Here is a 26,735-nt window from a genome sequence, read left to right as displayed (position 1 = left end):
TTCAATTGGTTATACAATGAATCGGAATTGTAAGGTTAAGCAACTAACATAAAACTAAAAGCGCCCCTAATTAGGGGCGCTTTTAGTTTTATATAAATATGAAATAGAATTACATTGCTGCAACACTACTCATTAACTTGCTCTTTAGGTTAGCCGCTTTATTATTGTGAATAATATTTCGCTTTGCCAACTTATCTATCATACCTACAACTGTAGGTAAAAGTGTTTCAGCAGCTTTTTTATCCTCTTCATTTCGCAGTTTTCTAATAGCATTACGAACAGTCTTATGTTGATACCTGTTGCGTAAACGTACTGCTTCGTTTCTTCTAATTCTCTTTAATGCTGACTTATGGTTTGCCATTGTCTTAATTTAAATGGATAACGAAAGATTGAAACTGGTAATAACCTATGTTTTAAACCTTTCTTTTTTTATTATACTTTACAATTATTTTTGTAGCCCGTAGGGGAATCGAACCCCTGTTACCAGGATGAAAACCTGGCGTCCTAACCCCTAGACGAACGGGCCATTTGGATAAAATGAAAAACTAAAAGTTAAGTCAAAGATGTTTCCTATCATATAGCTTTTAATTAATCTACCCAATATTTCACTGAACTTCGTAGCCCGTAGGGGAATCGAACCCCTGTTACCAGGATGAAAACCTGGCGTCCTAACCCCTAGACGAACGGGCCGGGTGCATAATTGCGGATGCAAAAATACAACTATTTTTAAGTCTTGCAAGAGTAAATATTATTTTTTGCTCCTTTTAATAAGCCTTGGCAAACAGTACTCTTTGCATAGACGGTTTTCCGGTCACCATGCACTTACCTTCCTCTTTTTCAGCATTTAAAAGAATACAGCGTATAGTGGCCTTTGTCTCTTCTTTTATCTTATCCTCTGTTTCTGCAGTACCATCCCAATGAGCTAATACAAAACCTCCCTTTCCTTCTATAACTTCCTTAAATTCATCGTATGAATCTACTTTGGTTATGTGCGCTTTCCTATAATCTAAAGCTTTCTTATAAATGTTTTCCTGAATCTCATCCATTAAAGACACTATTTTACCAACAATATCTTCTGCCTTTATAGATTCTTTTTCCAACGTATCCCTTCTTGCAACCTCATATGTTCCATTTTCCAAATCTCGTTGTCCAATGGCCAAACGTACAGGAACACCCTTTAATTCATATTCATTGAATTTAAAACCTGGCTTATGCGTATCCCTCTTATCGTATTTTACAGAAATTCCTTTGGAACGTAATTCTTTTACTAAAGAATCTACTTTTTCAGAAATAACATCTAACTGCTCCAATCCCTTGTAAATTGGAACAATTACAACTTGAATTGGCGCTAATTTAGGTGGAAGCACCAACCCATTATCATCGCTATGGGTCATAACCAAAGCACCCATTAACCGTGTTGAAACACCCCATGAAGTAGCCCAAACATGTTCTTGTTTTCCTTCTTTAGTAGCAAACTTAACATCAAAAGCCTTTGCAAAATTCTGCCCAAGAAAGTGTGAGGTTCCTGCCTGCAAAGCCTTTCCATCTTGCATTAAAGCTTCAATACAATAGGTTTCTTCGGCGCCAGCAAAACGCTCACTTTCCGTTTTTGTTCCTTTTATTACTGGAACGGCCATATGTTCTTCAGCAAATTCCGCATACACGTGCATCATTTGTTGCGCTTCTTCCACAGCCTCTTGTCTTGTTGCATGCGCCGTATGACCTTCTTGCCATAAAAATTCCGCTGTGCGCAAAAACAAACGCGTACGCATTTCCCAACGTACCACATTGGCCCATTGGTTGATCAGTAACGGTAAATCACGATAAGACTGTATCCATCTTCTATACGTATCCCATATAATGGTTTCTGATGTGGGGCGAACAATCAGTTCTTCCTCTAGCTTGGCATCTTCATCTACAACAATACCGCTCCCATCCTCAGCATTCTTTAATCTGTAATGCGTAACAACAGCACATTCTTTAGCAAAACCTTCTACATGGCTAGCTTCTTTGCTCAAATATGATTTTGGTATAAACAAAGGGAAATAAGCGTTCTCATGCCCAGTTTCTTTGAACATTTTATCCAATTGGGCCTGCATTTTCTCCCATATGGCAAAGCCATAAGGTTTAATGACCATACATCCCCTAACTCCTGAATTTTCAGCTAAATCTGCTTTTACTACAAGTTCATTATACCATTTGGAATAATCCTCGCTTCTACTTGTTAATTTTTTACCCATCTACATTAGTTTGGCACAAAACTTGTGACTTTGTCTTCAAAATAGTTCGGTAAAACTAACTATTTTTAGTATGTTCAACAATAAAAATTGCGTTATGATAAAGTCTCTACCCTACTCCAAATTTCAAATCCTGACCATATCCGTTATGGGCATTCTTCTAATGACTTCTTGCGGTTCATATCAAACAGCTTCTTATTATGATGACGATGGAATTTATTCCAACAATAATAGAACAGTTCGCGTAGAAAAAAAATCAGCTGAAGCCGTAAGAATAGAAAAGCAGGAGAGCGATATTTATGGAGATTATTTTGGACAAAAAGCAAATGAATACGGTGATATTTTAGAGGAAGAGATTTTCACCGATGTCGACAGTTATTCCAGCGGTGTTGAAAACGATAGTATTCCAATAGGTGAGCAGACAGATTACTTTGCAAACAATAATTCCTACAACGGAAATCCAGGTTGGGGAGACAATCCAACAAACGTATCAATAAATATCTATGACAACTGGGGCGGTGGCTTTGGTTGGGGCGCTGACCCTTGGCTTTGGAACAACTGGGGCTGGGGTGGCTTTGGTTACGGCTGGGGCTGGAACAACCCTTGGAGATGGAACCGTTGGGGCGGTGGCTTCGGTTGGGGCGGCGGCTGGGGCTGGGCCGGTGGCTGGGGACATCCCTATTGGGGCGGTGGCTTTGGCTGGGGCGGCTATGGTTACGGTTGGAACAGAGGATATAATAGAGGCTTTTATAACAGAGGTTTCCGCAACAATAGAGGTTACGCATACAACAGAGGAAGAAGAGGGTATTCAAATACAATAATTCCTGGAACATCAATTCGTGGAAGGTCAAATGTAGCAGCAAGAAGAAGCGGCTACTCATCAAGATATAGAACTAATGCCAATGCTGGACGTTCTAATGTAAACCGAAGCGCATCAGCAGGAAGAAGTTCTAGAACATACCGTAGCGGAACCGGAACCACTGCAAGAAGGTCAGTAAGCGCAGATGCCATTGCAAGAAACAGAAGCTATAGAACCAGTAGAAGCACCAGAACCACTCCTAATTATAGTGGAAACTCTAGAACAAATCGTTCTTATGGGACTTCTCCATCAACAAGAAGTAGCGGAACATACAGAAGCGGTAGTACCAACAGAAATTCTTCTTCCGGGTATAGAACTTCAGGAAGAAGTACTAGAAGTTATCAGTCTTCAGGTAGAACTGCACCACGTAGCAGCAACTACAATAGATCATCCAGAAGTTCAAGAAGCTCTGGAAGTTATAGGAGTAGCGGAAGTAACCGAAGCTCAAGAAGCAGTGGAAGTTACAGGAGTTCCGGGGGCAGTTCAAGAAGTTCAGGAAGCTACAGAAGTTCTGGAGGTTCTAGCAGATCTTCTGGCGGTTCAAGATCATCATCTAGCAGGAGCGGAAGAAGACAATAAATCCTAAAAATTTACTGTAAAAACTAAATCACGAGAAATGAAAAGAATTTCAACTTTCATAATGGTATTGGCATGCACATTTGTAAGTGCTCAAAACATAAATGACGTATTGCGATATAGCACTGAAAACATTCAGGGAACAGCAAGATTTCAATCTATGAGTGGTGCTTTTGGTGCCCTGGGAGGAGATTTATCCTCTTTAAATGTGAACCCAGCTGGTTCTGCTGTTTTTAATCACAGTCAGTTTACAGTTTCTGGTTCCAATTACAATAGAAGTAGCGATGCCTTTTTTGGGAATAGCTTTCGCAACACCGATATTAATTCGTTGGAATTAAATCAAGTCGGAGGCGTTTTTGTCTTCAAATCTTCAGATAGTCCATGGAAAAAACTCGCATTGGCTTTCAATTATGATTTAGTACAAAATTTTGATGATGAATTTGTTGTTTCAGGAAATACAACTCAAGGTATTGACAACTACTTCTTAAATTTTGCCCAAGGACAGGCTCTTGGCCCGCTAAGAGTTCAGCAAGGAGAATTTATAGAAGATGCCTATTTAGATATAGGTTCCAATATTGGTTTTGGAGCGCAACAGGCATTTCTTGGGTTTCAAGCCGGTATTATAGAACCAACTGCGGATGAAGATACTAATACTTCCTACTTTTCAAATGCGCAATACAGCAATGTAAACCAAGAGTATTTACAAAGCACAACGGGCTACAATAGCAAATTCACTGTAAACTTTGCTGGGCAATACCAAGAAAACCTTTATCTAGGGGCTTCCTTAAACTTTCATACAGTTTTGTATGATAGATTGACTTTATTGGATGAAAATGGTTATGACACTGATTCTCCAGTACAATTTACCACATTTGATAATTTGCTTCATACAGAAGGCTATGGTTTTTCTTTTAGTTTGGGCGGTATAGCAAAGTTGAACGATAATATTCGTGTAGGTGGTAGTTATCAATCCCCCACTTGGTATGAACTAACAGATGATACATCGCAACGCATCAATTCGACATTGGCCGAGCAGGATATTGATTTTATCAATTTCAGTATTGTTAATTTGTTTGAAGAGTACAGAATAAAAACTCCATCAAAGCTTACCGGAAGCGTAGCGGTTGTTTTTGGAAAAGATGGCCTTTTGAGTTTTGACTACGGATATCAAGATATGTCGCAAGCTGAGCTTAGACCTACTACAGACCCTAATTTTGTATCGGAAAATGATTTTATAGCTGCACAACTAGGTGTTGTAAACACTTATAGACTTGGAGGGGAATATCGTATTGATGAAGTTAGTTTACGTGCCGGATACAGGTATGAGAGCAGTCCTTATGAAAATGGAGATATTGTGGGTGATTTAAACGGATACTCAGGTGGTATTGGTTATAATTTTGGCGGAAGTAGATTAGATTTAGCCGTTAACAGAACTGAACAAGATATAAATACATTGTTGTTTGATGCTGGAATCAATAGCTCCGCAATGATAAACAGAATAAATACCAATGTTACTTTAGGATATACCTTAAAATTCTAAGTAGATAAAATATTGTAATTAAAGGCCGGAGCAATCCGGTCTTTTTTGTTTAGCGCACTAAAGAAAAATGTCTTCTAACAGAGCGTGCAACAACAACGCCTGAATCATCACGATCGTAGTCTAAACGAAACCAATAATCCGAAGATGGTAATTGCCTTCCATTAAACGTACCGTCCCAGCCTCCTGTTACATCTAATTCTTTCAATAACTTTCCGTAACGATCAAAGATAAAAACGCTAGGGTCCGTGAGGGTTTCAATTCCCAATACATTCCAATTGTCATGTATGCCATCACCATTAGGGGTAAAGAACTTTGGATAACCAACCACTAAGAAAGGAAGAGGTTCTGTAATACCACAACCATTTTTATCATTGATAATAACTGTATTTTCACCTGGTGGCACATCAAAAAATAACGGGTCATCCTGAAATTCTCCACCATTAATCGCATATTCATAATCTCCATCACCCAAAGGAATAATTTCTATATTGTAAGGATCTGTTTGATCACTATTGACTAAATCATCAATTACGCGTACCTCGTCTAATTCTGGAACTCCATAGAAAGTGATAAGAATATCATCGGTGATAACAGTGGCCAAAGTAGTTTCAATGGTCACTCTATAACGTCCAGAATTAGGGCTTGTAACTGTAAATTCCGTCTCTGTAGGGCCACTTGCCAAAACTGTTTCGTAAGTACCATCGTCATCTGCATCCAATTCCCAAGTAACATTTGCTACAGCAGGTCCAGCTGGAGAATTTAAAGCACTCAATATTATATCTGGATCACCTTCACAAGCAATGATATCCAATCCTAAGAATTCATCACGCAACGTACAATCCAAAGCGGTATCTTGGTCGGCGTCTACAGAACTTCCTGTAAATCTCAGCTCAAAAGGCTCTGCATCTCCGTCAAAATTGGTATTATAATTATTTATAAACAGGTAGTAAATTTCTCCTGCAGTTACATCTAACCATTCATCATAGGTATTCTGACTTCCAATCACAAATGGTGCACCCAATCTCCCATCAGCAAAGTTTACCCCTACTCCGGTATATCCTGTATCATTTACTTCGTAATTACAACGTATAGGTTGTGCCGAACCATTGCCGACTAGAGTACAAAAATTTTGCCCCGTAGTTTGGTCAAAAGGTCCATATAACGCAAAATCCAATTCTGATGTAACAATTCCTCCCGCGGTAACAGGAAGTGCTTCAATGTCAAAACCAATCTGCCCATCTGTTCCTGCCCTAAAAACATACCAAGAAGTGTTGTTTTCAATATTGGCAGAACTAACACTACCTTTTTCTAAACAGCCTGATTCGGTTATTACATCTGGGTCAAAATCATCAATATCACCACTTCCATCCGTAGTGGACAAAATAGGCGCATCGGCACAAACAGGAATGGCTGTTCTACAATCTGGGGAGTTTTGAGCATTTGCTCCTATAGTAAATAGAAATAAACAACAGATAGCGCTAAATAGAGCTCTCATAGAATTTTGGGGCTAAAGGTTATTCTGTAATCTACCTTGTATAACTGCCCAAAACACTCTTTTATTATTTTTCAACCGAAAAATAATACAGTTAATCGATAAAATGCATAATAAACTATCTTCTCAAGGAGAAATGGTTCTGTAAATACTTTGCATTTATCCTATTTCCACTATCATCTAAATAGGATAATTTGAACCAATAATCTGTGGAAGGAAGCGGCCTTCCGTTAAGACTACCGTCCCAACCAGCACTAAATTCCGTCATTTCTTTTATTAGTTTACCATATCGGTCATAAATAGTGATAATAGGATCATTCAATTCTGAAAGTCCTTCAACTTGCCAAGTTTCATTAAGCACATCTCCATTTGGTGAGAAAATAGGCGAGAATCCTACTATAACAATATTACTTTCCACAACTTCTCCGCAACCATAAATATCTCTCATGGTTACCGAATGTGTACCTCCCAGCACACCTTTAAAAACATTGCTTGTTTGAAACGCTCCATCATCCAATCGATACTCAAAATCCCCATCAACCTCAGTGATAACGGTCAAGGTATTGCTTGATTGCAAATCCTCAATTTCAATATCTGATATAATAGGCAAACTAGATGTTTGAACACTTATCGTTCTCTGTGACTCACAACTTAATCCATTGGAAGAATTGGTGACTGTTACCCTATATTCCCCACCTTGAGAAACAGATATACTTGGTGTTTGTTCCCCTGTACTCCATAAATAGGTATAGCTAGGGTTAGGTATGGTCTCCCCAATTACAATTCCGCTGGAATCCTCGCAGATAGTCACTTCTTCTGGGAAAGTAAGTTCTGGAGTTTCAATGGCATCAAAAACGAAGCTCTCTGAAGCATCATAACAATTAGGGTTTGCCAAAGAAGTTGTTCTTACATAAATAACCTCTTGCCCTGAACTCTTTTCATATTGTTTCATCAAGGGATTTGTCCCTGCTGTAGCATCTGCCTGAGAACTGTGATAACTAACAATATAATTATCTGGGTTCTGTGAACCAAGTACTTCTAAATCCTTTAATTCCAAATCAAATGTCATATCATCGGTATGACATAAAACCTCGTCCATCATTGTTCTTGTTGTAGGAACCGCATTAAACGCCACTTGAACATCACTGATAATTGTACCCATAGGAGTTGTTACAACCGTACGGTACATCGCAGAGTTCAAAACATTTAATGTTGATGAAATAGCTCCGATTATTGGTTGAAATCCACTGCCAGTATCATTATACCACTCATAAGCTGTTGCACCGGAAGTAGTGGCATTTAAAACAACTGATTCATTCTCACAAGCAGCAATCGGAGGACCCAATAAATTATTTATTATGGAACAATCTAAGGCATCATTTGGGTTGGTTACCCAAATATCTCCCGTAAATTGAATGGAAAAGCCAGAATTTAAGTTGCTGAAATTGTTGATCAGCAAGTAATAGTCTTCACCAGGGTTTACATTGACCCAGTCTTCATAATGGACAGAATCTTCATCCCCGGTAGGGTCTTCCCCAACACCAATAAATGTTTTAAAATCACTATTATCGAAGAAATTGCAGCGAACAGGATCACCTAAACTACCACAACTACTAGCTCTGTATAGTGCAAAATCCCAATCTTCTGTGCTATCATGCCCTATATTAAAACCAAATTGCCCTGCGGCGGCAGTTCTAAATCTGTACCATACTGAGTTGGACTCTATGGCACCGGAAATGGTCTGCTCCAAACATCCACTAGAAGTAGCTCCATTGAAGTCATCTGTGCCAAAACCATTGGCTCCACCATTTATTGGGGTATTATTACAAATAGGAATAGCATCGGAACATTCTGAAGTAACTTGAGAATGAGCCATTTGGCAAAAGAAAACAACCGCTAAAACCTTCGTCAACAATTTTACCATAAAGGGTTGTAAGTTTGGGTGTTATAAAAATAAATCAGCTTTTGCCTTAACAATAATTTATGTTGTCAAACTAGGTATACCAGATGTTAAATAGGGTATTAATGTATATCTTTGCTTCTTGAAGAAAAAGGAAATGAAACTAGAGCAGGCTTTGGAAGAACAATATGAGGAAAGAGGCAACGACCATGTTGGCTCTTCATCAGAGACCCCTATTAGGAAAGATGCGTTTGTATTGAGCGAGGATGAAAAGATTGAGAGAATACAAAAAAGTGTAAGGGAAATTATGCTGACCCTCGGTCTTGATTTAGATGATGACAGCCTTAACGGTACGCCAAATAGGGTAGCCAAAATGTATGTAAAAGAGATTTTTGGTGGACTTCATCCTGATAGAAAACCAAAATCCTCCACGTTCAAAAACAAGTACAAATATGGGGAGATGTTAGTTGAGAAAAACATTGTTCTGTATTCAACTTGTGAACACCATCTGCTACCTATTATAGGAAGAGCCCATATTGCTTATATTTCCAATGGAACAGTCGTAGGTCTTTCAAAAATGAACCGTGTGGTTGATTACTATGCAAAACGCCCGCAGGTACAAGAAAGGTTGAACATCCAAGTTGTTAAAGAGCTTCAAAAAGTATTGGGAACGGAAGATGTTGCTTGTGTCATAGACGCAAAACACCTCTGTGTAAATTCTAGGGGAATACGTGATATTGAAAGCAGCACTGTTACGGCAGAATATGGCGGAAAATTTAAAGATGAAGCCGTAAGAAGAGAATTTTTGGACTACATCAACCTAGATACCGATTTTTAAACATTAGTTTTTCAATGCAACTTTATAAGAACCAAACCCTAAAAGTTCATAATTCACTTTCAGGAAAGAAAGAGGTTTTTCAACCCATAAATGAAGGCCATATTGGTATGTATGTTTGTGGACCAACAGTTTACAGTAATGTTCACCTTGGAAACTGCCGTACCTTCATGTCTTTTGATATGATTTTCCGGTATTTTAAGCATTTGGGCTTTAAAGTAAGGTATGTACGTAATATTACGGATGCCGGACATTTGGAAAATGATGCAGATGATGGAGAGGACAAAATTGCCAAAAAGGCAAAACTAGAGCAAATTGAACCAATGGAAGTAGTTCAACGTTATACTGTTGACTTTCATAACACGCTCCAAAAATTCAACTTTTTACCCCCTAGTATAGAACCCACAGCTACGGGTCATATTATTGAGCAAATAGAAATCATAAAAGAAATCCTTGAAAAAGGTTACGCTTATGAGGCAAATGGCTCCGTATACTTTGATGTTCTAAAATTTAACGAGAGTAACGAATACGGCAAGCTTAGTGGGAGAAAGTTGGAAGATATGATTGCCAATACCCGTGAGCTTACCGCACAGGATGAAAAAAGGAATCCTCAAGACTTTGCCCTTTGGAAAAAAGCAGAGCCACAGCATATAATGCGTTGGCCTTCTCCATGGGGAGATGGTTTCCCCGGTTGGCATTTGGAATGTACCGCAATGAGCACCAAGTATCTTGGTGAGGCATTTGATATTCACGGTGGCGGAATGGATTTAAAATTTCCCCATCACGAATGTGAGATTGCCCAGGCAGAAGCTAGCAAAGGTAAATCCCCAGTTAAATATTGGTTACATGCCAATATGTTGACCTTGAATGGAAAAAAAATGTCCAAGTCTACTGGAAATAATATATATCCCTCAGAGATTTTTACTGGTGAAAACGATATTCTAAGTAAAGCATACGCTCCATCTGCTGTAAGGTTTTTTATGATGCAGGCTCATTACACAAGTATTTTAGACCTAAGTGATGATGCGCTCCTAGCTTCGGAAAAAGGATATAATCGTTTGATGGATGGGATGGAAAACCTTAAGAACCTTAGCACTGGAACCAAATCTGATTTCGACATTAACACTTGGCGGCAAAAATGCTATGATGCCATGAATGATGATTTTAATACACCCATCCTCATTGCGCATCTTTTTGATGCCGTTAAACACATCAATCTAATCAAAGAAGGTAAAGAAAGTATTACCGAAGAAGATAAAACCTTACTTCTAAATACATTGAACACCTTTGTTTATGATGTTATAGGACTGGAAAATCAATCCACTGTAAAAGATGATTCCAATGCATTGGGCGGTGTTATGGATTTATTGATTGAGCTACGAAATCAAGCGCGCGCCAATAAAGATTTTGCCACTTCTGATCAGATAAGGGATAAATTGACTGCCTTGGGCATTCAGCTTAAAGATGGAAAAGACGGCACTAGTTTCAGCATAAATTAAACGGATAAATCATATTGAATAAAAGGAATGTCGATTAAAAAAATCCTTATTGCTCCTTTTGTTCTTTTGGTAAGATTATACCAGCTTTTAATTTCACCATATACCCCCGCCACATGCAGGTACTCCCCTACTTGTTCTGCCTATACTTTAGAAGCATTAAAAAAGCATGGCCTCTTTAAAGGAGGGTGGTTGTCCATAAAGCGAATTTTTAGCTGCAACCCATGGGGCGGTAAAGGATATGACCCTGTTCCTTAGTAGAATCTATTTTAGAAGGAGAGCATGCGCTAATTCACTATTAAAGCTGAACTTCTAAAAATCAAGTTAATCTAACTTGGCAACCGTCCAAAACATTTATCTTAGCCCAAAAATTTTACACATGTACTTCCTAGGCTTTAATTGGAATCCAGATGGCACCCTATTTAAATTGGGTTTTATCCAGATTAAATATTACAACTTACTCTGGATTGCAGCTTTTGTTGTGGGGTGGTATATTATGAAGCGAATTTTCCTGAATGAAAAAAAATCGATGGAAAAATTAGATTCGCTTTTTATCCATGGAGTAGTTTCCATAATGTTAGGAGCACGCTTGGGGCATGTCTTTTTTTACGACTGGGATTATTACAAAAACCACTTAGTGGAAATCCTATTGCCTATCCGAGAAAGTGCGAACGAGTCTTTATTTGGGTTTATAAACGGTTACGAATTCACAGGTTTCACGGGATTGGCAAGTCACGGCGCTACAATAGCGGCCATTATTGGTGTATGGCTGTATTGCAGAAAATGGAAGGATATAAAAATGCTTTGGCTGCTTGACAGAATGGTCGTTGCTACTGCTATCGGAGCTGGTTTTGTACGACTGGGAAATTTTTTCAATTCAGAAATAAATGGAAAAATTGTGGACAAATCTTTTGCTTTGGCCACTCGTTTTATAAGAGATTCAGATGATATGCCCGCTTACAAAGCTATGTCCATCACCAAAGAAAAGACTGCTAGTGCTGCCTATAAAGCAATTGAGAACAATCCGGAATTTTCAAGCGTTTTAGAATCAATTCCATACAGACACCCGGCACAATTATATGAGGGTGTTTGCTATCTTTTTGTGTTTGTGGCACTATATTTTTTGTATTGGAAAACAAACAAAAAAGATAAGACAGGTTACCTGTTTGGTTTCTTTATGGTAGGACTATGGACCATTCGTTTCTTTGTGGAATACTTTAAGAAGAGCCAAGGAGGTTTTGAGGAGTCATTGGGGCTTCTTTCCACAGGACAATGGTTAAGTATTCCAATGATTCTAGTAGGAATATATTTTATGTTTAGACCAAGTTCAACCAAAACTACTACTTAGAATGCGAACACTTTTTACAGTCTTATTTATTTCTGTTCTGTTATTGCAATCTTGCAAAACAGAATCCAAAAAGGAAATAAAAACTGAGGCTATCAGCTTCACAAAAGAAGGGGTTCTAACTATTTTAAAACAAGAAACCGATTCCATATTAACCCAGTTAGATATTGAAATTGCTGAATCTGAATATGAAACCCAGACTGGATTAATGTATCGTGAATCCATGGAAGACAATCAAGGAATGTTATTTATCTTTCCTGATGTGGCCATGCACTCTTTTTATATGAAGAACACACAAATTGCTTTGGATATTATCTATATCGATGAAAGTCTAAAAATTGCCAGTTTTCAGAAAGATGCCCAACCATACAATGAAACAGGGCTTTCTTCCAAAGTTCCAGTAAAATATGTGTTGGAAATTAATGCAGGCCTTTCCGAAAGATTGGGATTGGATATTGGTGATGCCATATCCTTTACTAAAGAATAGATGTCCCTTTACTTATTAGAAAATCAAACGTCAGAGCGATTAGAATTTAGAAGATTTCTATCTTCAGATTTCGATGATTGGATGCCATTCTATCAAAATCCATTATCCACTAAATATTGGGATGGATTACCCACTGATCCTTCAGTAGCATGCAAAGAACAGTTTGCGCGAATTTTTGAACGATATGACCTAGGATTGGGTGGCATGAACGCCCTTGTTCTAAAAGAAACCAACCAATTGGTTGGCATGTGCGGTCTTTTGGTTCAAAATGTTGATGAAGTTGAAGAATTAGAGATTGGTTATTCCATTTTACCTGAATTCTGGTTACAAGGTTTTGCTTTTGAATCAGCTCAAAAATGTAAAGATTTTGCTTTTGAGAATAACTTTGCAAATTCTTTGATCTCTATAATTCATATTGACAACATTCCTTCACAAAAAGTGGCACTCAAAAACGGTATGCACTTGGACAAAACTACCACCTACAAGGACAATCCCGTTCATATTTTTAGGGTAAATCAAGGATAATCTTTATTTTCAGAACAGTAATCCAATTCTGGATATTGATAGTTGAATGAATCAGCATAAAAACTACGCGATACTGATCAACAATAAGTCCCAAACTAAAGGTTTGGTGCATGATCTATTGAGTAACTCGGTTATTGATGAGTTTAAAGAATTACACAATAAAAAAGGATTGCTTTTCTCAAGATCTGAGATTGAACGTTTCATGGACGAAGAAGAACGGCACGACACTAAAATTCTAACTCAAGGAATTTCCCAATCCTTAAAATCTATGAGCAGTGGGGAACAAAAAAAAGCCCTGCTGAGTCATTTACTGGAGCAAAAACCTGATTTTTTGGTGTTGGTCAACCCTTTTGACAATTTAGACATTGCCACCCAGACCAATTTAAAAGAACAATTATTATCTATTTGCAAAACCACCAGTTTAGTTCAGCTGGTAAGTCGTTCAAACGATATTTTACGAATAACCACTGATTTCTTTAAACTAGATGGAAACAAATTGTTCTCTTACGCTTCACCAGAAACATTCTGGAAACAGCACGAACAAGCCTCCATTCAATTCATTGAAACCATTCCATCGCCGATTAAACCCTCAGAAGTTGAGAACACTCAGCTTATCAATTTCGCAGACGTATCCGTCAGTTTTGATGGCCGTCAAGTTTTGAGTAACATCAATTGGACTATCAATAAAGGTGAATTCTGGCAGCTTATTGGTCCTAACGGTAGCGGAAAAACTACCCTACTATCCATGATTACAGGTGATAGTCACAAAGGATATGGACAAGACCTTACTTTATTTGGCAAAAAAAAGGGAAGTGGAGAAAGTGTGTGGGATTTAAAAAAGGAAATTGGATATTTTACTCCAGCAATGACTGATAAATTTAGAGGATACCATACCACAGAGAATATGGTCATCTCTGGGTTTTATGATTCCGTAGGTCTTTATACCAATCCATCTGATCAAGAAAAACGTTTGGCTAATCAATGGCTAAAACTTTTACAGCTTTATGACAAAAGAAAAATCCCATTCTTGGAACTTACCACAGGGGAAAAGCGATTGGTTATGACGGCAAGGGCAATGGTAAAACATCCACCATTACTAATCTTGGATGAACCCACCGCTGGTTTGGATGATGCCAGTGCAGCGCTATTTATTGCTTTGGTCAACAAAATTTCGCAAGAAAGTGAAACAGCAATTATTTTTGTTTCCCACAGAACTGAGGTTGGATTAGAGCCACAATTTGATTACATTTTAACTATGAATAAAAATGGTTCGACCGGAAAAGTAACAAATCATGCGAATAACTGAAGCGACCACAACGGATGCAACCTATATAGCCCTTTTAGCCAGAATTACCTTTACTGAAACGTTTGGTCATTTCTTTACTGATAAAACCGACTTGTACCAATATTTGGATCAGACTTTTGGAGTTCAAAAAATTCGTAATAGTATTGAAAAACCGAATAATATTTTTTGGCTTGCCTATATTGATGAGCTTCCTGTTGGTTATGCTAAATTGAAACTAAACTCCCCATCAAAATTTATTGCTGCGGAAAATGTGTGCCAACTTCAAAAAATATATGTCTTGAAAGATTTTCTATCCAAGAAAGTTGGTCACTCACTACAAAATGAACTGCTGAGTAGAGCAGCTATGAGCAACTCCGAAAAAATTTGGTTATCTGTTTTAAAAACTAATGTGAGGGCAATCAAGTTCTATGAAAAAAATGATTTTGAAACCATTGGTGACCATGATTTCCAAATTGGAAAGGAACATTTTGAGTTTCAGGCAATGACCAAAAATTTAATTTAAATCGAAATCTTGTGCGAGAAGAAATACTTCAACTATACGATAAGGTGGTAGAAGCAAATCCCAACTTTGTTAGAAAGGGGAAAACCATGCCTTATACTTCGGCAAACGGATACATGTTTTCCCTATTAAACAAAGACGGTGAGTTAGGCATTCGCCTTTCTAAGGAAGATACGGTCAAGTTTGATGAAACTTATGGAGCTAAACCTTTTATATCCTATGGTGCAACAATGCGGGAATATGTCTTGATTCCTGAATCGTTATTGGAGGATGAAGAAACATTGGGGAAATATCTTAAAAAAGGATTTGAATATGTAATGTCCTTATCTCCAAAATAAATTTAATAACCATGGGTTTTTATGATTTGTCAAAAGAACAACGAGTAGACCTAGTTCATACAATCGAATCGGACATACTGCGTGACCTTCAAAAAAGACAAACAGAAACCATTCTTAAGTACTTTTCAGATGAGGATACCTATATTAGAAAAGCTGGATATTTGGGTGTTGGAAAAATATATAAAGACAACAAGATTGGCTCCTCTTCTATTATCACCCTACTTAACCAACTTCTAGAATCTGAACTTGAAAAGGTAAGGCAGACTACAATTAATGCTGCTGGAGAATTAGGCAAGATTAATTTTGAAAATGTAGAGTACTTTTTTGATAAGGGTCTGTTTGATGAACACCATTCAGTTAGAAATGCAGTAATAGGCTCTATAAAAAAAATGGGAGAGAAAAACCCAACCCCTGTTCTAAATTGGGCTAAAAAGTACCTTCACCATCCAGATAAAGAAGTTAGACGAGAGATTTGCCATGGTATAGAATTAAGAGGACGGACACATCCCCAAGACATTCTCCCATTGCTAAAAGAATTACAGTATGACCCAACAGCCCGCGTAAAAAACACATTAATTCATGTTTTGGGACAAATAGCTTATAAAAAAGGATGCTTAGCTATTGTAGTGAAAGAATTAAGGACTTGGGAAAACAAGGAGCTTGTTGAAAAAGCTTTAGACGAAATTGTAGATGTCCACCATCGCTATAAAAACTTTGCCGTACTTACCCAAAACCAGGCTGTAGCCTATATCGATGAAAACTACGGCAGAAAAAATAAGTAGAATTTTAGGGAAATAAAAAAGCCACCTTGAAGGTGGCTTTTTTAATATTATGAATCTTATAGAACCCTATTCGTCAGCTCCTGCTATTTTCTTTTTCAATGCATCAAACATGATTGGCGTTGCAATAAATACAGATGAATATGTACCTACAATCACACCAACAATCATCGCAAACATAAATCCTCTTAGACTTTCTCCCCCAAAGACGAAGATGGCCAATAACACTATTAATGTTGTTAACGAGGTATTCAATGTACGACTCAAAGTGCTATTTAATGCTTGATTTATATTTTCTCCATTGTTCCATCCTTTTAGATTTACAATCTCTCGAATACGGTCAAACACTACCACCGTATCGTTCAAGGAGTAACCAATTACGGTAAGAATTGCCGCAATAAAAGCTTGGTCAATCTCCATATTAAACGGCATAATACTACCCGTTAAAGAGAAGATACCCAATACGATCATAACATCATGGAATACCGCTACAACAGCTCCTAAAGAGAACTGCCATTTTCTAAATCGTAATAAGATATATAAGAATACAACAGCCAAAGAACCAATAATCGCTAAAAAGGCGTTGTTCTTAATATCATCCGCAATGGTCGGACCAACTTTAACGGATTGCAATATGCCTATTGACTGCACTGATGCTCCTACCGTAAAGTCTTCAAAAGAAGTCCCATCTGGCAAATATTTCTGCAGTGATGTATATAATTTATTCTGAATTTCATTATCCACTTCGATACCTTCAACTTCCACCTTGTAAGGTGTAGTCACTTTAATCTGATTGGCTTCACCAAAAGTTTTCACATTGGTTCCACTACCAAATACAGTATTTAGTTCAGAAGCTATCTCAGATGGATTAACGGCTTTTTCAAAACGGATTTGATAGGAACGTCCTCCAACAAAATCAACTCCTTGTTGCAATCCAGTAGTGAACAAAGAGAACACTCCAACACCAACAAGAATCAAAGAAACCACATAAGCAATCTTACGTTTACTCAAGAAATTGATGGTCATATTCTTGAACAGGTTCTTGGTTATGGGTGTAGAGAAATCTAGGCTTCTTCCCTTTTTGGAAACATACCAATCCACCAACAAGCGTGTAATAAAAATTGCTGTAAACAAAGAAGTAACAATACCTATTAATAAGGTAGTTGCAAATCCTTTAATTGGACCTGAACCAAAGATAAAAAGTATGATTGCAGTAAGTCCTGTTGTGATATTCGCATCTAAAATAGAGGACAGTGCATTGCTAAAACCATCAGCTACAGCTTGTGCCTTTCCTTTACCACGTGCCAATTCTTCTTTAATACGCTCAAATATCAGTACGTTGGCATCCACAGACATACCTATGGTCAAAACAATACCGGCAATACCTGGCAAAGTCAATACAGCACCTAAACTTGTAAGTACTCCAAAAATTAATAGAATGTTCAATATTAACGCAATATCTGCAAAGATTCCAGCTTTTCCGTAATAGAAAACCATCCAAACCAATACAAACATCATGGCTATCAAGAAAGACATAAAACCACTATCTATAGCTTCTTGCCCTAAAGATGGACCAACAACTTCTGATTGAATAATCTCCGCTGAGGCTGGTAATTTACCTGCGCGCAATACGTTCGCAATATCTTTGGTTTCATTTACGGTAAACGTTCCTGTAATTTCTGAACGACCACCTGATATTGGCCCTGTAGAAACTCCTGGAGCGGTATATACTTTGTTATCCAAGACGATAGCAATACCGGTTTGGTTGTTGAAAGCGTCACCAGTCAACTTTTCCCATTCCTTCGCCCCTTTTGTATTCATGGTCATGCTTACCGCAGCCTTGTTGTATTGATCAAAAGTGTCTTGCGCATCAGAAACCACATCTCCACTTATTCTAGGAGTATTGTCTCTATTCGATTTTAAAGCATATAATTCTGCTAGTTCAGAATCTTTAGCAGATCGTTCCCAAAGGAATTTAGTAAACTGTACATCATTTGGCAAAAGCCTTCTGATTTCTCGCATTCTAAGGTATCCACCTATTTCGGCAGTATCTGTAACCAATACTCTAGCAATTGCATGACTCCCTGGGTTAGCAGGAATCAATTTACCCAATAATGGGTTTGCTTGAGTTGTTAAGTCTAAAGAATCTTGGGCAACATCTGATAATAAAGAATCAATTTCTGATTCTGGTTTAGAGATTTCTTCCTCTTCTTCAACAGGTTCTAAAATCTCTTTAAGTTTCTCATTTGCATTAACAAAAAAGCTTCCCAAGCTCTGATTGCTCTGTGCATAGGTTTCCCAGAACTCTAATTGAGCTGTGCTTGATAGCAACTCTTGCGCTCTTGCAATGTCTCTTGCTCCTGGTAATTCTACCAAAATACGGCCAGAATTTCCTTCTCTCTGAATGTTAGGTTGCGTTACTCCAAAACCATCAATACGTTCACGAAGTACTTCAAAAGCCGAAACGATAGATTCATCAATCTTAGTTCTAATGATAGGTTTAACCTGATCATCGGTCATCTGAAAATTGACAACATCGCTCAATCCCTTGTTTGCAAAAATATCGGGGGAAGCTAATTTGGCATCTCCCTTTATATTATCAAAAGCTTCAAAAAACAACTCCAAATAGGTGTTATCGCTATTCTTAGAAGCAGCATCGGCATCCGCCAAAGCTTTATTGAAAATTGGGTTTTTAGTATTGTTTGCAAGACCTTTCAAGATATCTTTTACAGAAATCTGTAAGGTCACATTGATACCTCCTTTAAGGTCCAATCCTTTGTTCAGTTCTTTTTTCTTAGCATCGTCATAACTGGTGTATCCCAAGACAGGGTTGCTACCAATGGAATCTAAATATGATGCTTCTAAAGCCTCACGCTTAGCCACATAATCTTCCTCAGCTTCCGAAATTTGAGTAATGGCGTATGTTTCGGCATCCCCTTCTAACTTACTTGCGATAAATGTATAGGAAAGCTGATAAATACTTACCAAACCAAAAAGGAGCGCAAAAAGCTTTATAAGTCCTTTATTTTGCATTGATTATTAAATTTTTAGAAGTTTTCTTAAACAGCGTGCAAATATATCATTTCCCACAAGATTTGCCAATAGAATTTAGTGGAATTGCAAATGGGCAGTCTCCTGCCCATTTATTTTAAATCTTAAAATGTATCAAAGCTTACAATTGAAGTAGGCCGTTAGTTTTTTTAACTCCTTCCGCGCTTTCTTGCATTTTGGCCTTTTCTGCGTCGCCTAATTCAATTTCTACAATCTTTTCAATACCGTTTCTACCTAGTATTACAGGCACACCTATACAAATATCATTAAGGTCATATTCTCCTTCTAAAAGTGTAGAGCATGGAAACATTTTTTTCTGATCACAAGCAATTGCTTGTACTAATCCAGAAACAGCAGCTCCAGGGGCATACCATGCACTGGTTCCCAATAGTTTTGTAAGTGTGGCACCTCCTACTTTGGTGTCTTCAACAACTTGTTGCATACGGTCTTCTGCTAAAAACTCTGAAACCTTAACGCTATTCCTTGTTGCATGGCCAATTAATGGAACCATACCTGTATCACTATGACCGCCAATCACCATACCGTCTACATCAGAGATTGGGGCTTCTAATGCCTCTGCCAATCTGTACTTGAAACGAGCACTATCCAAAGCGCCGCCCATGCCTATAATTCTATGTCTTGGCAAATCTGTGGTTTTATGTACCAAATAGGTCATGGTATCCATTGGATTACTTACAACAATTAAAATAACATTTGGTGAATGCTCTAAAAGGCTAGATGATACTGTCTTTACAATTCCCGCATTAATACCTATAAGTTCCTCACGTGTCATTCCCGGTTTACGAGGAATACCTGATGTAATTACAGCGATATCGCTACCAGCAGTTTTGGAATAATCACTTGTGCTTCCTGTAATTTTGGTATCAAAACCATTTAAGGAAGCTGTTTGCATTAAATCCATTGCTTTCCCTTCTGCATATCCTTCCTTAATGTCCAATAAGACAACTTCTGATGCAAAATTTTTCATTGCGATATATTCGGCACAACTTGCACCAACAGCGCCTGCTCCTACTACGGTAACTTTCATCTTTTTAGGTTTAAATTTTAATCGTTCAAAAATAAGGCATTTAGGTAAGAAAAAAACTGATTTTTGACATTTTACACAACATCTATTTTCCTATAGTCTTGTAGGTAAATTAAACCTAATGTTAATAAAATATGTAGTTCAACGAAGAAATATATGTTAGGTATACCATACATCGAATTTGCAACAATAGTTCTTTATAAATCAGCGTTCTAATAATCCCAAATTACGTTTAACCTACTTAGCCTATGAAAAAGTTCTTTTCATTGTTGTCAATTGTATGCATAATTGCTATTAGCAACTGTACCAGTATCCCAGAAAATAATGATCCTATTTTAGGTATCTGGGCTAGATCTGGCTCAACTCTTGAAAACAAAAACGAAAACGCCACCCGAGAGGAGTGGATTTTCAACGACGTCTACTTAGGTAGATACCAAAGTTATTCTGAATCCAACTTATTATTTTACACCGATTTTAAATGGTCTGAAGAAAATGGCGTTTATACCATTATTTATTCAGATACTGAAATAACCGATGTTATTGTAAGTTTGGAAGAGACCAATGACCCAGAAATATTAGCTCTAGAGAATGGCACCGTCTTCGCCACTAGAGAGTAATTAAGAAGACGCGCAATATGAAAATTAAAAGGCCCCAACTTTCGTTGGGGCTTTTTTTATATTATAATGTTATTTTCTATCTAAATCCGAAGTTCACTCCAAATGTAAAAGTGCTAAATTCGGCTATGTTATAGTCTGCATTTAATCTAAAGAAACCCAACTTCAATTTTGTTCCAATGTTTCCTGATACTCCGCTCACTTTATTACTAATGGCAAACGGATCATTATAAACAATTGGTGCGGCGATGGTTTCAATTTCATATCTACCTAAAATATCGGTATCAGCTTTTCCGGTGATATAATTAAGGCCTCCATAAAAATTGATGACAGGCAAACGTGTAGAAACTACAGCACTAAAGTTCCAAGAACTAAATTGGGCGTCAATACGCTGGTTTTCACCACTTATAGCTTCCGTACTAGTAAAATCATACTCACCACTTAATTTGGTGTATCCAATTACCGCAGAGATTGCAACAGGCAGTAATTTGTCTGCAGGAAGGTGTTTTGTAAAATCATGTTGAACTCCAAAACCAATAAGTCCAATGGAGACATCATCTGTTTTTATTTTTGGTAAAAATCTAGCTTTAACCTCAGTTCCTTTGATTAAACCTACGCTAGCTTGAATATATCCTGAAGGAACAAAGTTTAGGTCTTCTGAAGACAGACCAGATGGCAATTCAAATTCTGTACTTACCTGTTGTCCTTCAATAGTTGCGTTAATTGCAACATCAACTCCTTCTATATCACCAAGTGCCGTTGCTACTTCTTTAGAAGTACTGCCATCAACAAACGTAAGGTTTTCATAATCCGCCGTATTTAGCGTAAAAGCTTTTTTATCAGCTTTATTTTTGAATCCTGTTATATTACCAATAATAGAAATTTCAAACCCACCTAATGGTTTTGCATCAGCTGAATTATACCATCCATTGGAAATACTATAAACCCCTGCTTCAGTTACCGGAGCTAACCAAGCTGTTGTGAATCGCTCGGCGTCATTTAGACCGGCTGCTAAGAGATCATTTAAATTAGATTGTGCTATTCCAAAGGAAAAACTACTTAATGCGAATAAAAGAACAATTCTTTTCATCTTGTAAAATTTTTCCTAAAACTAAAAAACTCGCTTTGTAAGAGCGAGTTTTTGTTGTGAAACAGCAGTTATCTATACATCTATGTTCGCATAGACGGCATTTTTCTCTATAAATTCACGTCTTGGAGGCACTTCATCCCCCATTAACATTGAGAAGATACGATCAGTTTCTGTTGCATTATCTATGGTAACTTGTCGCAAAGTTCTAAAATCAGGATTCATCGTAGTATCCCATAATTGTTCTGCATTCATTTCACCAAGACCTTTATAACGTTGTATTCCCGCAGCTCCGTTCATAGACTCTACAATCTGATCACGTTCTTCATCATTCCAAGCATATCTTCTTTTGGTCCCTTTCTTAACAAGATATAATGGTGGGGTTGCTATGTAAACATGTCCCCCTTCTATCAATTCACGCATATATCTGAAGAAGAATGTAAGAATCAAGGTCTCAATGTGGCTACCATCTACATCCGCATCACACATGATTACTACTTTGTGGTAGCGTAATTTTTCAAGGTTCAATGCTTTACTATCCTCTTCTGTTCCGATAGTAACACCAAGGGCCGTGTAGATATTTTTAATCTCTTCGTTTTCAAAAACCTTGTGCTGCATAGCTTTCTCAACATTCAAGATTTTACCACGTAAAGGTAAGATTGCCTGAAACTTTCTATCTCTTCCTTGTTTGGCTGTTCCTCCTGCAGAGTCACCCTCTACCAAGAACACTTCGCAATTAGCAGGATCCTGATCTGAACAATCTGATAATTTTCCTGGAAGTCCTCCAATACTCATTACCGTTTTGCGTTGGACCATTTCTCTAGCCTTTGCAGCTGCATGTCTTGCTGTAGCTGCCAAAACAACTTTTTGGACTATTACTTTTGCATCGTCTGGATGTTCTTCCAGATAATTAGTCAGCATTTCTGAAACTGCCTGACTTACGGCACTGGTCACCTCTCTATTACCTAATTTAGTTTTGGTCTGACCTTCAAACTGAGGTTCTGCAACCTTAACCGAAACAATGGCTGTTAACCCTTCTCTAAAATCATCACCAGCAATCTCAAATTTTAGCTTATCAAGCATCCCAGAACTATCTGCATACTTTTTTAAGGTAGATGTTAATCCTCTTCTAAAACCTGACAAATGAGTTCCTCCTTCGTGAGTATTGATATTATTTACGTAAGAATGAAGGTTTTCGGTAAACCCTGTATTGTAGACCATAGCTACTTCTACGGGAATTCCATTTTTTTCACCTTCCATTGAGATGACACTTTTGATAAGTGGCTCACGATTACTATCTAAAAATTTGATAAATTCTTTTAATCCTTCATTAGAATGAAAAGTTTCCGAGATGTATTCTCCTTTATCATCCTTATTTCGCTTATCTGTAAGGGTAATAGTAACACCTTTATTCAAGTAAGAAAGCTCACGCATTCTATTTGCCAAAGTATCATAACTATACTCTATGGTTTGGGAAAAAATGGTTTCATCTGGTATAAAGGTCACCACTGTACCCGTTTCTTGACTCTCGCCTACGCTTTTAACAGGATATAGGGTTTTACCTCTTTCATATTCTTGCTCCCATACTTTTCCTTCTCTAAAGACCGTGGCCTTTAAATGAGCGGACAAAGCATTAACTACGGAAACCCCAACACCATGTAGACCCCCAGAAACCTTATAAGAGTCTTTATCAAACTTACCACCAGCACCAATCTTGGTCATTACCACCTCTAGGGCAGAAACACCTTCCTTTTTATGAAGGTCGATAGGGATTCCTCTACCGTTGTCTTTTGTTGTTATGGAATTGTCTTCATTAATAATAACATCAATAGTGTCACAATGGCCACCCATAGCTTCATCTATGGAATTATCAACCACTTCATATACCAAATGGTGCAGTCCTCTAACCCCAACATCACCTATATACATGGAAGGTCGCATGCGCACGTGCTCCATCCCTTCCAGGGCCTGAATACTGTCCGCTGAATATTGGTCTTTTTTAGCTTCTTCGCTCATATATTTTCTTTATTAGCCTTGAAATTTTCAAATCTTACAAATATAAGGAATACCCAATGGAATTAGGTACTTGAAGCCATTTGCGACCTCTAAGTTATCAACAAGTGAATGTGGAAAAATAAGGTTTGGTTTTTAATGTGAAACCTACCTTGGAAAGCATCAAAAAGCCCCTTAGTTAAGGGGCTTTTCTGACTAATTGAAAATGAAACAAAACGGCATCTTCCTACATCATATTCTATAAATTGGTTGGTTATTTTATATATGCATCTTCGTGTACGTTAGCAACGGCCCTTCCCGAAGGATCATTCATATTTTTAAAGGCTTCATCCCACTCCAAAGCTATTTTTGTGCTGCAAGCCACCGAAGGTTCCTGTGGAACGCTCAATGCCGCTGCATCTGAAGGGAAATGCCCTTCAAAAATAGAACGGTAATAGTACTCTTCTTTACTTGCGGGTGTTTGTATGGGAAACTTAAAATGGGCATTTGCCAATTGTTCATCACTTACTTCCTGATCCACCAGCTCTTTTAATGTATCTATCCAGCTGTAACCCACTCCATCTGAAAATTGCTCCTTCTGCCTCCAAGCTACACTGTGAGGCAAATACGATTCAAACGCTTTACGAACCACCCATTTTTCCATACGCTCCCCATTAATCATTTTATCTTTTGGGTTGATGCGCATGGCAACATCCATAAACTCCTTATCCAAAAACGGAACTCGTCCTTCAATTCCCCATGCAGCAAGTGACTTGTTAGCTCTAAGACAATCATACATGTGTAACTTATCCAGTTTTCTAACTGTTTCTTCATGAAAATCTTTTGGGCTTGGCGCTTTATGAAAATATAGGTATCCTCCGAACAACTCATCAGCACCTTCTCCTGACAAAACCATCTTTATTCCCATTGACTTAATTACCCTTGCCATTAAATACATAGGTGTAGAAGCCCTTATGGTAGTAACATCATAGGTTTCCAAATTATAGATAACGTCTTTAATGGCATCTAAACCTTCTTGTATCGTAAATTTTATTTCATGATGAATAGTTCCAATATGCTCCGCCACTTTTTGGGCAGCGGCCAAATCTGGCGAACCTTCCAATCCAACAGAAAAAGAATGTAATTGGGGCCACCAAGCTTCCTTGGTATCCCCTGACTCAATCCTCATTTGAGAGTATTTTTTTGCAACTGCAGAAGTTACCGAAGAATCCAATCCACCAGATAACAAAACCCCATAAGGCACATCAGACATTAATTGACGATGGACCGCAGCCTCTAGAGCATCTCTAATCTCCGCAATACTGGTTTCATTCTCCTTTACGGTTTCATAATCCATCCAGTCTCTCTTATACCATCTTTTAAATTCACCGTCTTTACTATGTAGATAGTGACCAGGAGGAAATAATTCAATTTTTGAACACGTTCCTTCTAAAGCTTTAAGTTCTGAAGCCACATAAAAGGTTCCGTTTTTATCCCAGCCAATGTATAGTGGAATAATTCCCATATGGTCTCTTGCGATGAAATACTCATCTTTTTCGCTATCATATATGGCAAAACCAAAAATTCCGTTCAGTTCATCAACAAAATCAACACCCTTCTCTTGGTATAATGCTAAAATTACCTCACAATCCGATTTGGTTTTAAACTCATAACTACCTTCAAACTGCTGTCTAAGTTCCCTATGGTTATAAATTTCGCCGTTAGCTGCTAAAATCAATTTTTCGTCTGCACTGAAAAGTGGTTGCTTTCCAGATGCTGGATCTACTATGGCCAACCTCTCATGAGCTAGTATTGCTTTATCATCTGCATATATTCCACTCCAATCTGGGCCTCTATGCCTAACTTTTTTGGACATTTCCAATAGTTGAGGCCTCAGCGCTTCCGTACTTTCCTTAACATCAAACGCGCATACAATTCCGCACATATCTTTATATTTATAACAATTTTAATACAAATATGATTTTATAGTTTCATAAATAAAACATCAAACATCTTTTTAATTACAATTCATAACTAAAAAATTCATTTAAACTGAAAATCTATATGTTTTTAAGTTCTTTTGCACAAATCTTGAACATTTTGAAAGGTTGTCAAATTTTAACGTCTCTTTATAAAAACCCCATTCAATTACACGCTAGTTTTGGGGACAACTAAAATTTTAATCATGAAAAATGTATTCTTACTTACTTTCTTAACCCTAGCATTGGTTTTTTCTACAGAAGCCACAGCACAAAAGTTTGGTGGTTTAGATAAAAGCCCTGCGGACATCGCTGCTTATCCTTCCAGTTATAGAGTTTCGGAAAAAGCTGTTCGTGTAATCTATAGTCGTCCACAATTAAAAGGTCGGAGCCTTTCTGAACTTGCACCAGCAGGTAAGGTATGGAGAACTGGAGCTAACGAAGCACCAGAAATTACTTTTTACAAGGATGCCACAATTGGTGGAAAATCTGTAAAAGCTGGAACTTATGCATTGTTTACCATTCCTGGAGAGAGTGAATGGACTGTTATTCTGAATAGCAATTTGAATCAATGGGGAGCATACTCCTATGATAGTGCTGCAGACGTTGCAAGAGTTACTGCTAAAGCTAGTACTGACAGCGAGTCTTTGGAAGCATTCTCAATTGCTTTTGATGAAGCTGGAAGCAATATGGTCATGGGATGGGGAACCACTCGTGTTTCTTTAGCTATGAGCTTATAATCACAATAATTTT

23 protein-coding genes and 2 tRNA genes are annotated in these 26,735 nt (G+C 37.7%); 14 read left to right on the top strand and 11 right to left on the bottom strand.

Annotated features, from left to right (window positions below):
- Window positions 1-109 precede the first annotated feature (109 nt).
- The 4 genes from rpsT to proS form a co-directional block, all read right to left on the bottom strand.
- Window positions 110-361 carry a 30S ribosomal protein S20 gene (gene rpsT / locus SJY44_RS07705; protein WP_298928617.1) on the bottom strand — a complete coding sequence of 84 codons (252 nt, stop codon included), beginning with the start codon at window positions 359-361 and terminating at the stop codon, window positions 110-112.
- Window positions 362-454: 93 nt separating this feature from the next.
- Window positions 455-526 (bottom strand) — tRNA-Glu (locus SJY44_RS07700).
- Window positions 527-618: 92 nt separating this feature from the next.
- A tRNA-Glu gene (locus SJY44_RS07695) sits at window positions 619-690 on the bottom strand.
- A 74-nt stretch (window positions 691-764) separates the two neighbouring features.
- On the bottom strand, window positions 765-2,240 hold the full coding sequence (gene proS, locus SJY44_RS07690; protein WP_396591919.1) for a proline--tRNA ligase: 1,476 nt from the start codon (window positions 2,238-2,240) through the stop codon (window positions 765-767).
- Between the two features lie 94 nt (window positions 2,241-2,334).
- Between proS and SJY44_RS07685 the strand changes: the two genes are divergently transcribed.
- The gene (locus tag SJY44_RS07685) at window positions 2,335-3,675 is read left to right on the top strand and encodes a hypothetical protein (protein ID WP_396591918.1); all 1,341 of its coding nucleotides are present in this window, start codon (window positions 2,335-2,337) and stop codon (window positions 3,673-3,675) included.
- A gap of 37 nt (window positions 3,676-3,712) precedes the next feature.
- Window positions 3,713-5,212, top strand: a complete 1,500-nt coding sequence (locus SJY44_RS07680; RefSeq protein WP_396591917.1) for an OmpP1/FadL family transporter — start codon at window positions 3,713-3,715, stop codon at window positions 5,210-5,212.
- Between the two features lie 49 nt (window positions 5,213-5,261).
- Here the strand turns inward: SJY44_RS07680 and SJY44_RS07675 are convergent, their stop codons facing one another.
- Window positions 5,262-6,707 carry a T9SS type B sorting domain-containing protein gene (locus tag SJY44_RS07675; protein WP_396591916.1) on the bottom strand — a complete coding sequence of 482 codons (1,446 nt, stop codon included), beginning with the start codon at window positions 6,705-6,707 and terminating at the stop codon, window positions 5,262-5,264.
- Between the two features lie 115 nt (window positions 6,708-6,822).
- Window positions 6,823-8,628, bottom strand: a complete 1,806-nt coding sequence (locus SJY44_RS07670) for a T9SS type B sorting domain-containing protein (RefSeq protein ID WP_396591915.1) — start codon at window positions 8,626-8,628, stop codon at window positions 6,823-6,825.
- A gap of 133 nt (window positions 8,629-8,761) precedes the next feature.
- Between SJY44_RS07670 and folE the strand changes: the two genes are divergently transcribed.
- The 10 genes from folE to SJY44_RS07620 all read left to right on the top strand — a co-directional run bounded on the left by folE (window position 8,762) and on the right by SJY44_RS07620 (window position 16,217).
- Window positions 8,762-9,442, top strand: coding sequence for a GTP cyclohydrolase I FolE (gene folE / locus SJY44_RS07665; protein WP_298928635.1), 681 nt, complete (start codon window positions 8,762-8,764; stop codon window positions 9,440-9,442).
- A gap of 14 nt (window positions 9,443-9,456) precedes the next feature.
- Window positions 9,457-10,938: a cysteine--tRNA ligase gene (gene cysS / locus SJY44_RS07660; RefSeq protein WP_396591914.1), complete on the top strand. Its 1,482-nt coding sequence runs from the start codon at window positions 9,457-9,459 to the stop codon at window positions 10,936-10,938.
- A 27-nt stretch (window positions 10,939-10,965) separates the two neighbouring features.
- Entirely contained in the window at window positions 10,966-11,193 is a 228-nt protein-coding gene (gene yidD, locus SJY44_RS07655) for a membrane protein insertion efficiency factor YidD (protein ID WP_163418107.1), read from the top strand.
- A gap of 121 nt (window positions 11,194-11,314) precedes the next feature.
- Window positions 11,315-12,283, top strand: a complete 969-nt coding sequence (lgt, locus tag SJY44_RS07650; RefSeq protein WP_396591913.1) for a prolipoprotein diacylglyceryl transferase — start codon at window positions 11,315-11,317, stop codon at window positions 12,281-12,283.
- A gap of 1 nt (window position 12,284) precedes the next feature.
- The gene (locus SJY44_RS07645; RefSeq protein WP_396591912.1) at window positions 12,285-12,767 is read left to right on the top strand and encodes a DUF192 domain-containing protein; all 483 of its coding nucleotides are present in this window, start codon (window positions 12,285-12,287) and stop codon (window positions 12,765-12,767) included.
- A complete protein-coding gene (locus SJY44_RS07640) occupies window positions 12,768-13,292 on the top strand; it encodes a GNAT family N-acetyltransferase (protein ID WP_396591911.1) in 525 nt (174 codons plus the stop codon).
- Window positions 13,293-13,338: 46 nt separating this feature from the next.
- A complete protein-coding gene (locus SJY44_RS07635) occupies window positions 13,339-14,598 on the top strand; it encodes an ATP-binding cassette domain-containing protein (protein ID WP_396591910.1) in 1,260 nt (419 codons plus the stop codon).
- Window positions 14,585-15,100, top strand: coding sequence for a GNAT family N-acetyltransferase (locus tag SJY44_RS07630; protein WP_396591909.1), 516 nt, complete (start codon window positions 14,585-14,587; stop codon window positions 15,098-15,100). Before SJY44_RS07635 ends, SJY44_RS07630 begins: the two co-directional genes overlap by 14 nt.
- 11 nt (window positions 15,101-15,111) lie before the next feature.
- Window positions 15,112-15,435, top strand: a complete 324-nt coding sequence (locus tag SJY44_RS07625; RefSeq protein ID WP_396591908.1) for a hypothetical protein — start codon at window positions 15,112-15,114, stop codon at window positions 15,433-15,435.
- Window positions 15,436-15,446: 11 nt separating this feature from the next.
- Window positions 15,447-16,217, top strand: coding sequence for a HEAT repeat domain-containing protein (locus SJY44_RS07620; RefSeq protein WP_396591907.1), 771 nt, complete (start codon window positions 15,447-15,449; stop codon window positions 16,215-16,217).
- Window positions 16,218-16,283: 66 nt separating this feature from the next.
- On the opposite strand, the gene secDF is transcribed toward SJY44_RS07620, so the two are convergent.
- Both secDF and SJY44_RS07610 read right to left on the bottom strand, forming a co-directional pair.
- Window positions 16,284-19,247 (bottom strand): protein translocase subunit SecDF, encoded by a 2,964-nt coding sequence (secDF, locus tag SJY44_RS07615; RefSeq protein WP_396591906.1) that lies wholly within the window; start codon window positions 19,245-19,247, stop codon window positions 16,284-16,286.
- A 139-nt stretch (window positions 19,248-19,386) separates the two neighbouring features.
- On the bottom strand, window positions 19,387-20,313 hold the full coding sequence (locus SJY44_RS07610; RefSeq protein ID WP_298928664.1) for a malate dehydrogenase: 927 nt from the start codon (window positions 20,311-20,313) through the stop codon (window positions 19,387-19,389).
- A gap of 245 nt (window positions 20,314-20,558) precedes the next feature.
- On the opposite strand from SJY44_RS07610, the gene SJY44_RS07605 reads away from it, so the two are divergent.
- Window positions 20,559-20,927, top strand: coding sequence for a hypothetical protein (locus SJY44_RS07605; RefSeq protein WP_298928671.1), 369 nt, complete (start codon window positions 20,559-20,561; stop codon window positions 20,925-20,927).
- A gap of 76 nt (window positions 20,928-21,003) precedes the next feature.
- Here the strand turns inward: SJY44_RS07605 and SJY44_RS07600 are convergent, their stop codons facing one another.
- From SJY44_RS07600 to asnB, 3 genes are all read right to left on the bottom strand, one after another.
- Window positions 21,004-22,014, bottom strand: a complete 1,011-nt coding sequence (locus tag SJY44_RS07600; RefSeq protein ID WP_298928674.1) for a DUF6588 family protein — start codon at window positions 22,012-22,014, stop codon at window positions 21,004-21,006.
- A gap of 72 nt (window positions 22,015-22,086) precedes the next feature.
- Complete coding sequence (gene gyrB, locus SJY44_RS07595; protein ID WP_396591905.1) at window positions 22,087-24,027, bottom strand: DNA topoisomerase (ATP-hydrolyzing) subunit B; 1,941 nt, start codon at window positions 24,025-24,027, stop codon at window positions 22,087-22,089.
- A gap of 250 nt (window positions 24,028-24,277) precedes the next feature.
- Window positions 24,278-25,948, bottom strand: coding sequence for an asparagine synthase B (gene asnB / locus SJY44_RS07590; protein WP_396591904.1), 1,671 nt, complete (start codon window positions 25,946-25,948; stop codon window positions 24,278-24,280).
- 240 nt (window positions 25,949-26,188) lie between these two features.
- Between asnB and SJY44_RS07585 the strand changes: the two genes are divergently transcribed.
- On the top strand, window positions 26,189-26,722 hold the full coding sequence (locus SJY44_RS07585; RefSeq protein ID WP_298928683.1) for a DUF2911 domain-containing protein: 534 nt from the start codon (window positions 26,189-26,191) through the stop codon (window positions 26,720-26,722).
- The last annotated feature ends 13 nt before the right edge of the window (window positions 26,723-26,735 follow it).

The organism is Allomuricauda sp. R78024 (genome assembly GCF_044596045.1).
Classification (GTDB): Bacteria; Bacteroidota; Bacteroidia; order Flavobacteriales; family Flavobacteriaceae; genus Flagellimonas.
The sequence above is the reverse complement of the archived record's forward strand: the minus strand, read 5'-3'. Positions and strand labels throughout refer to the sequence as shown.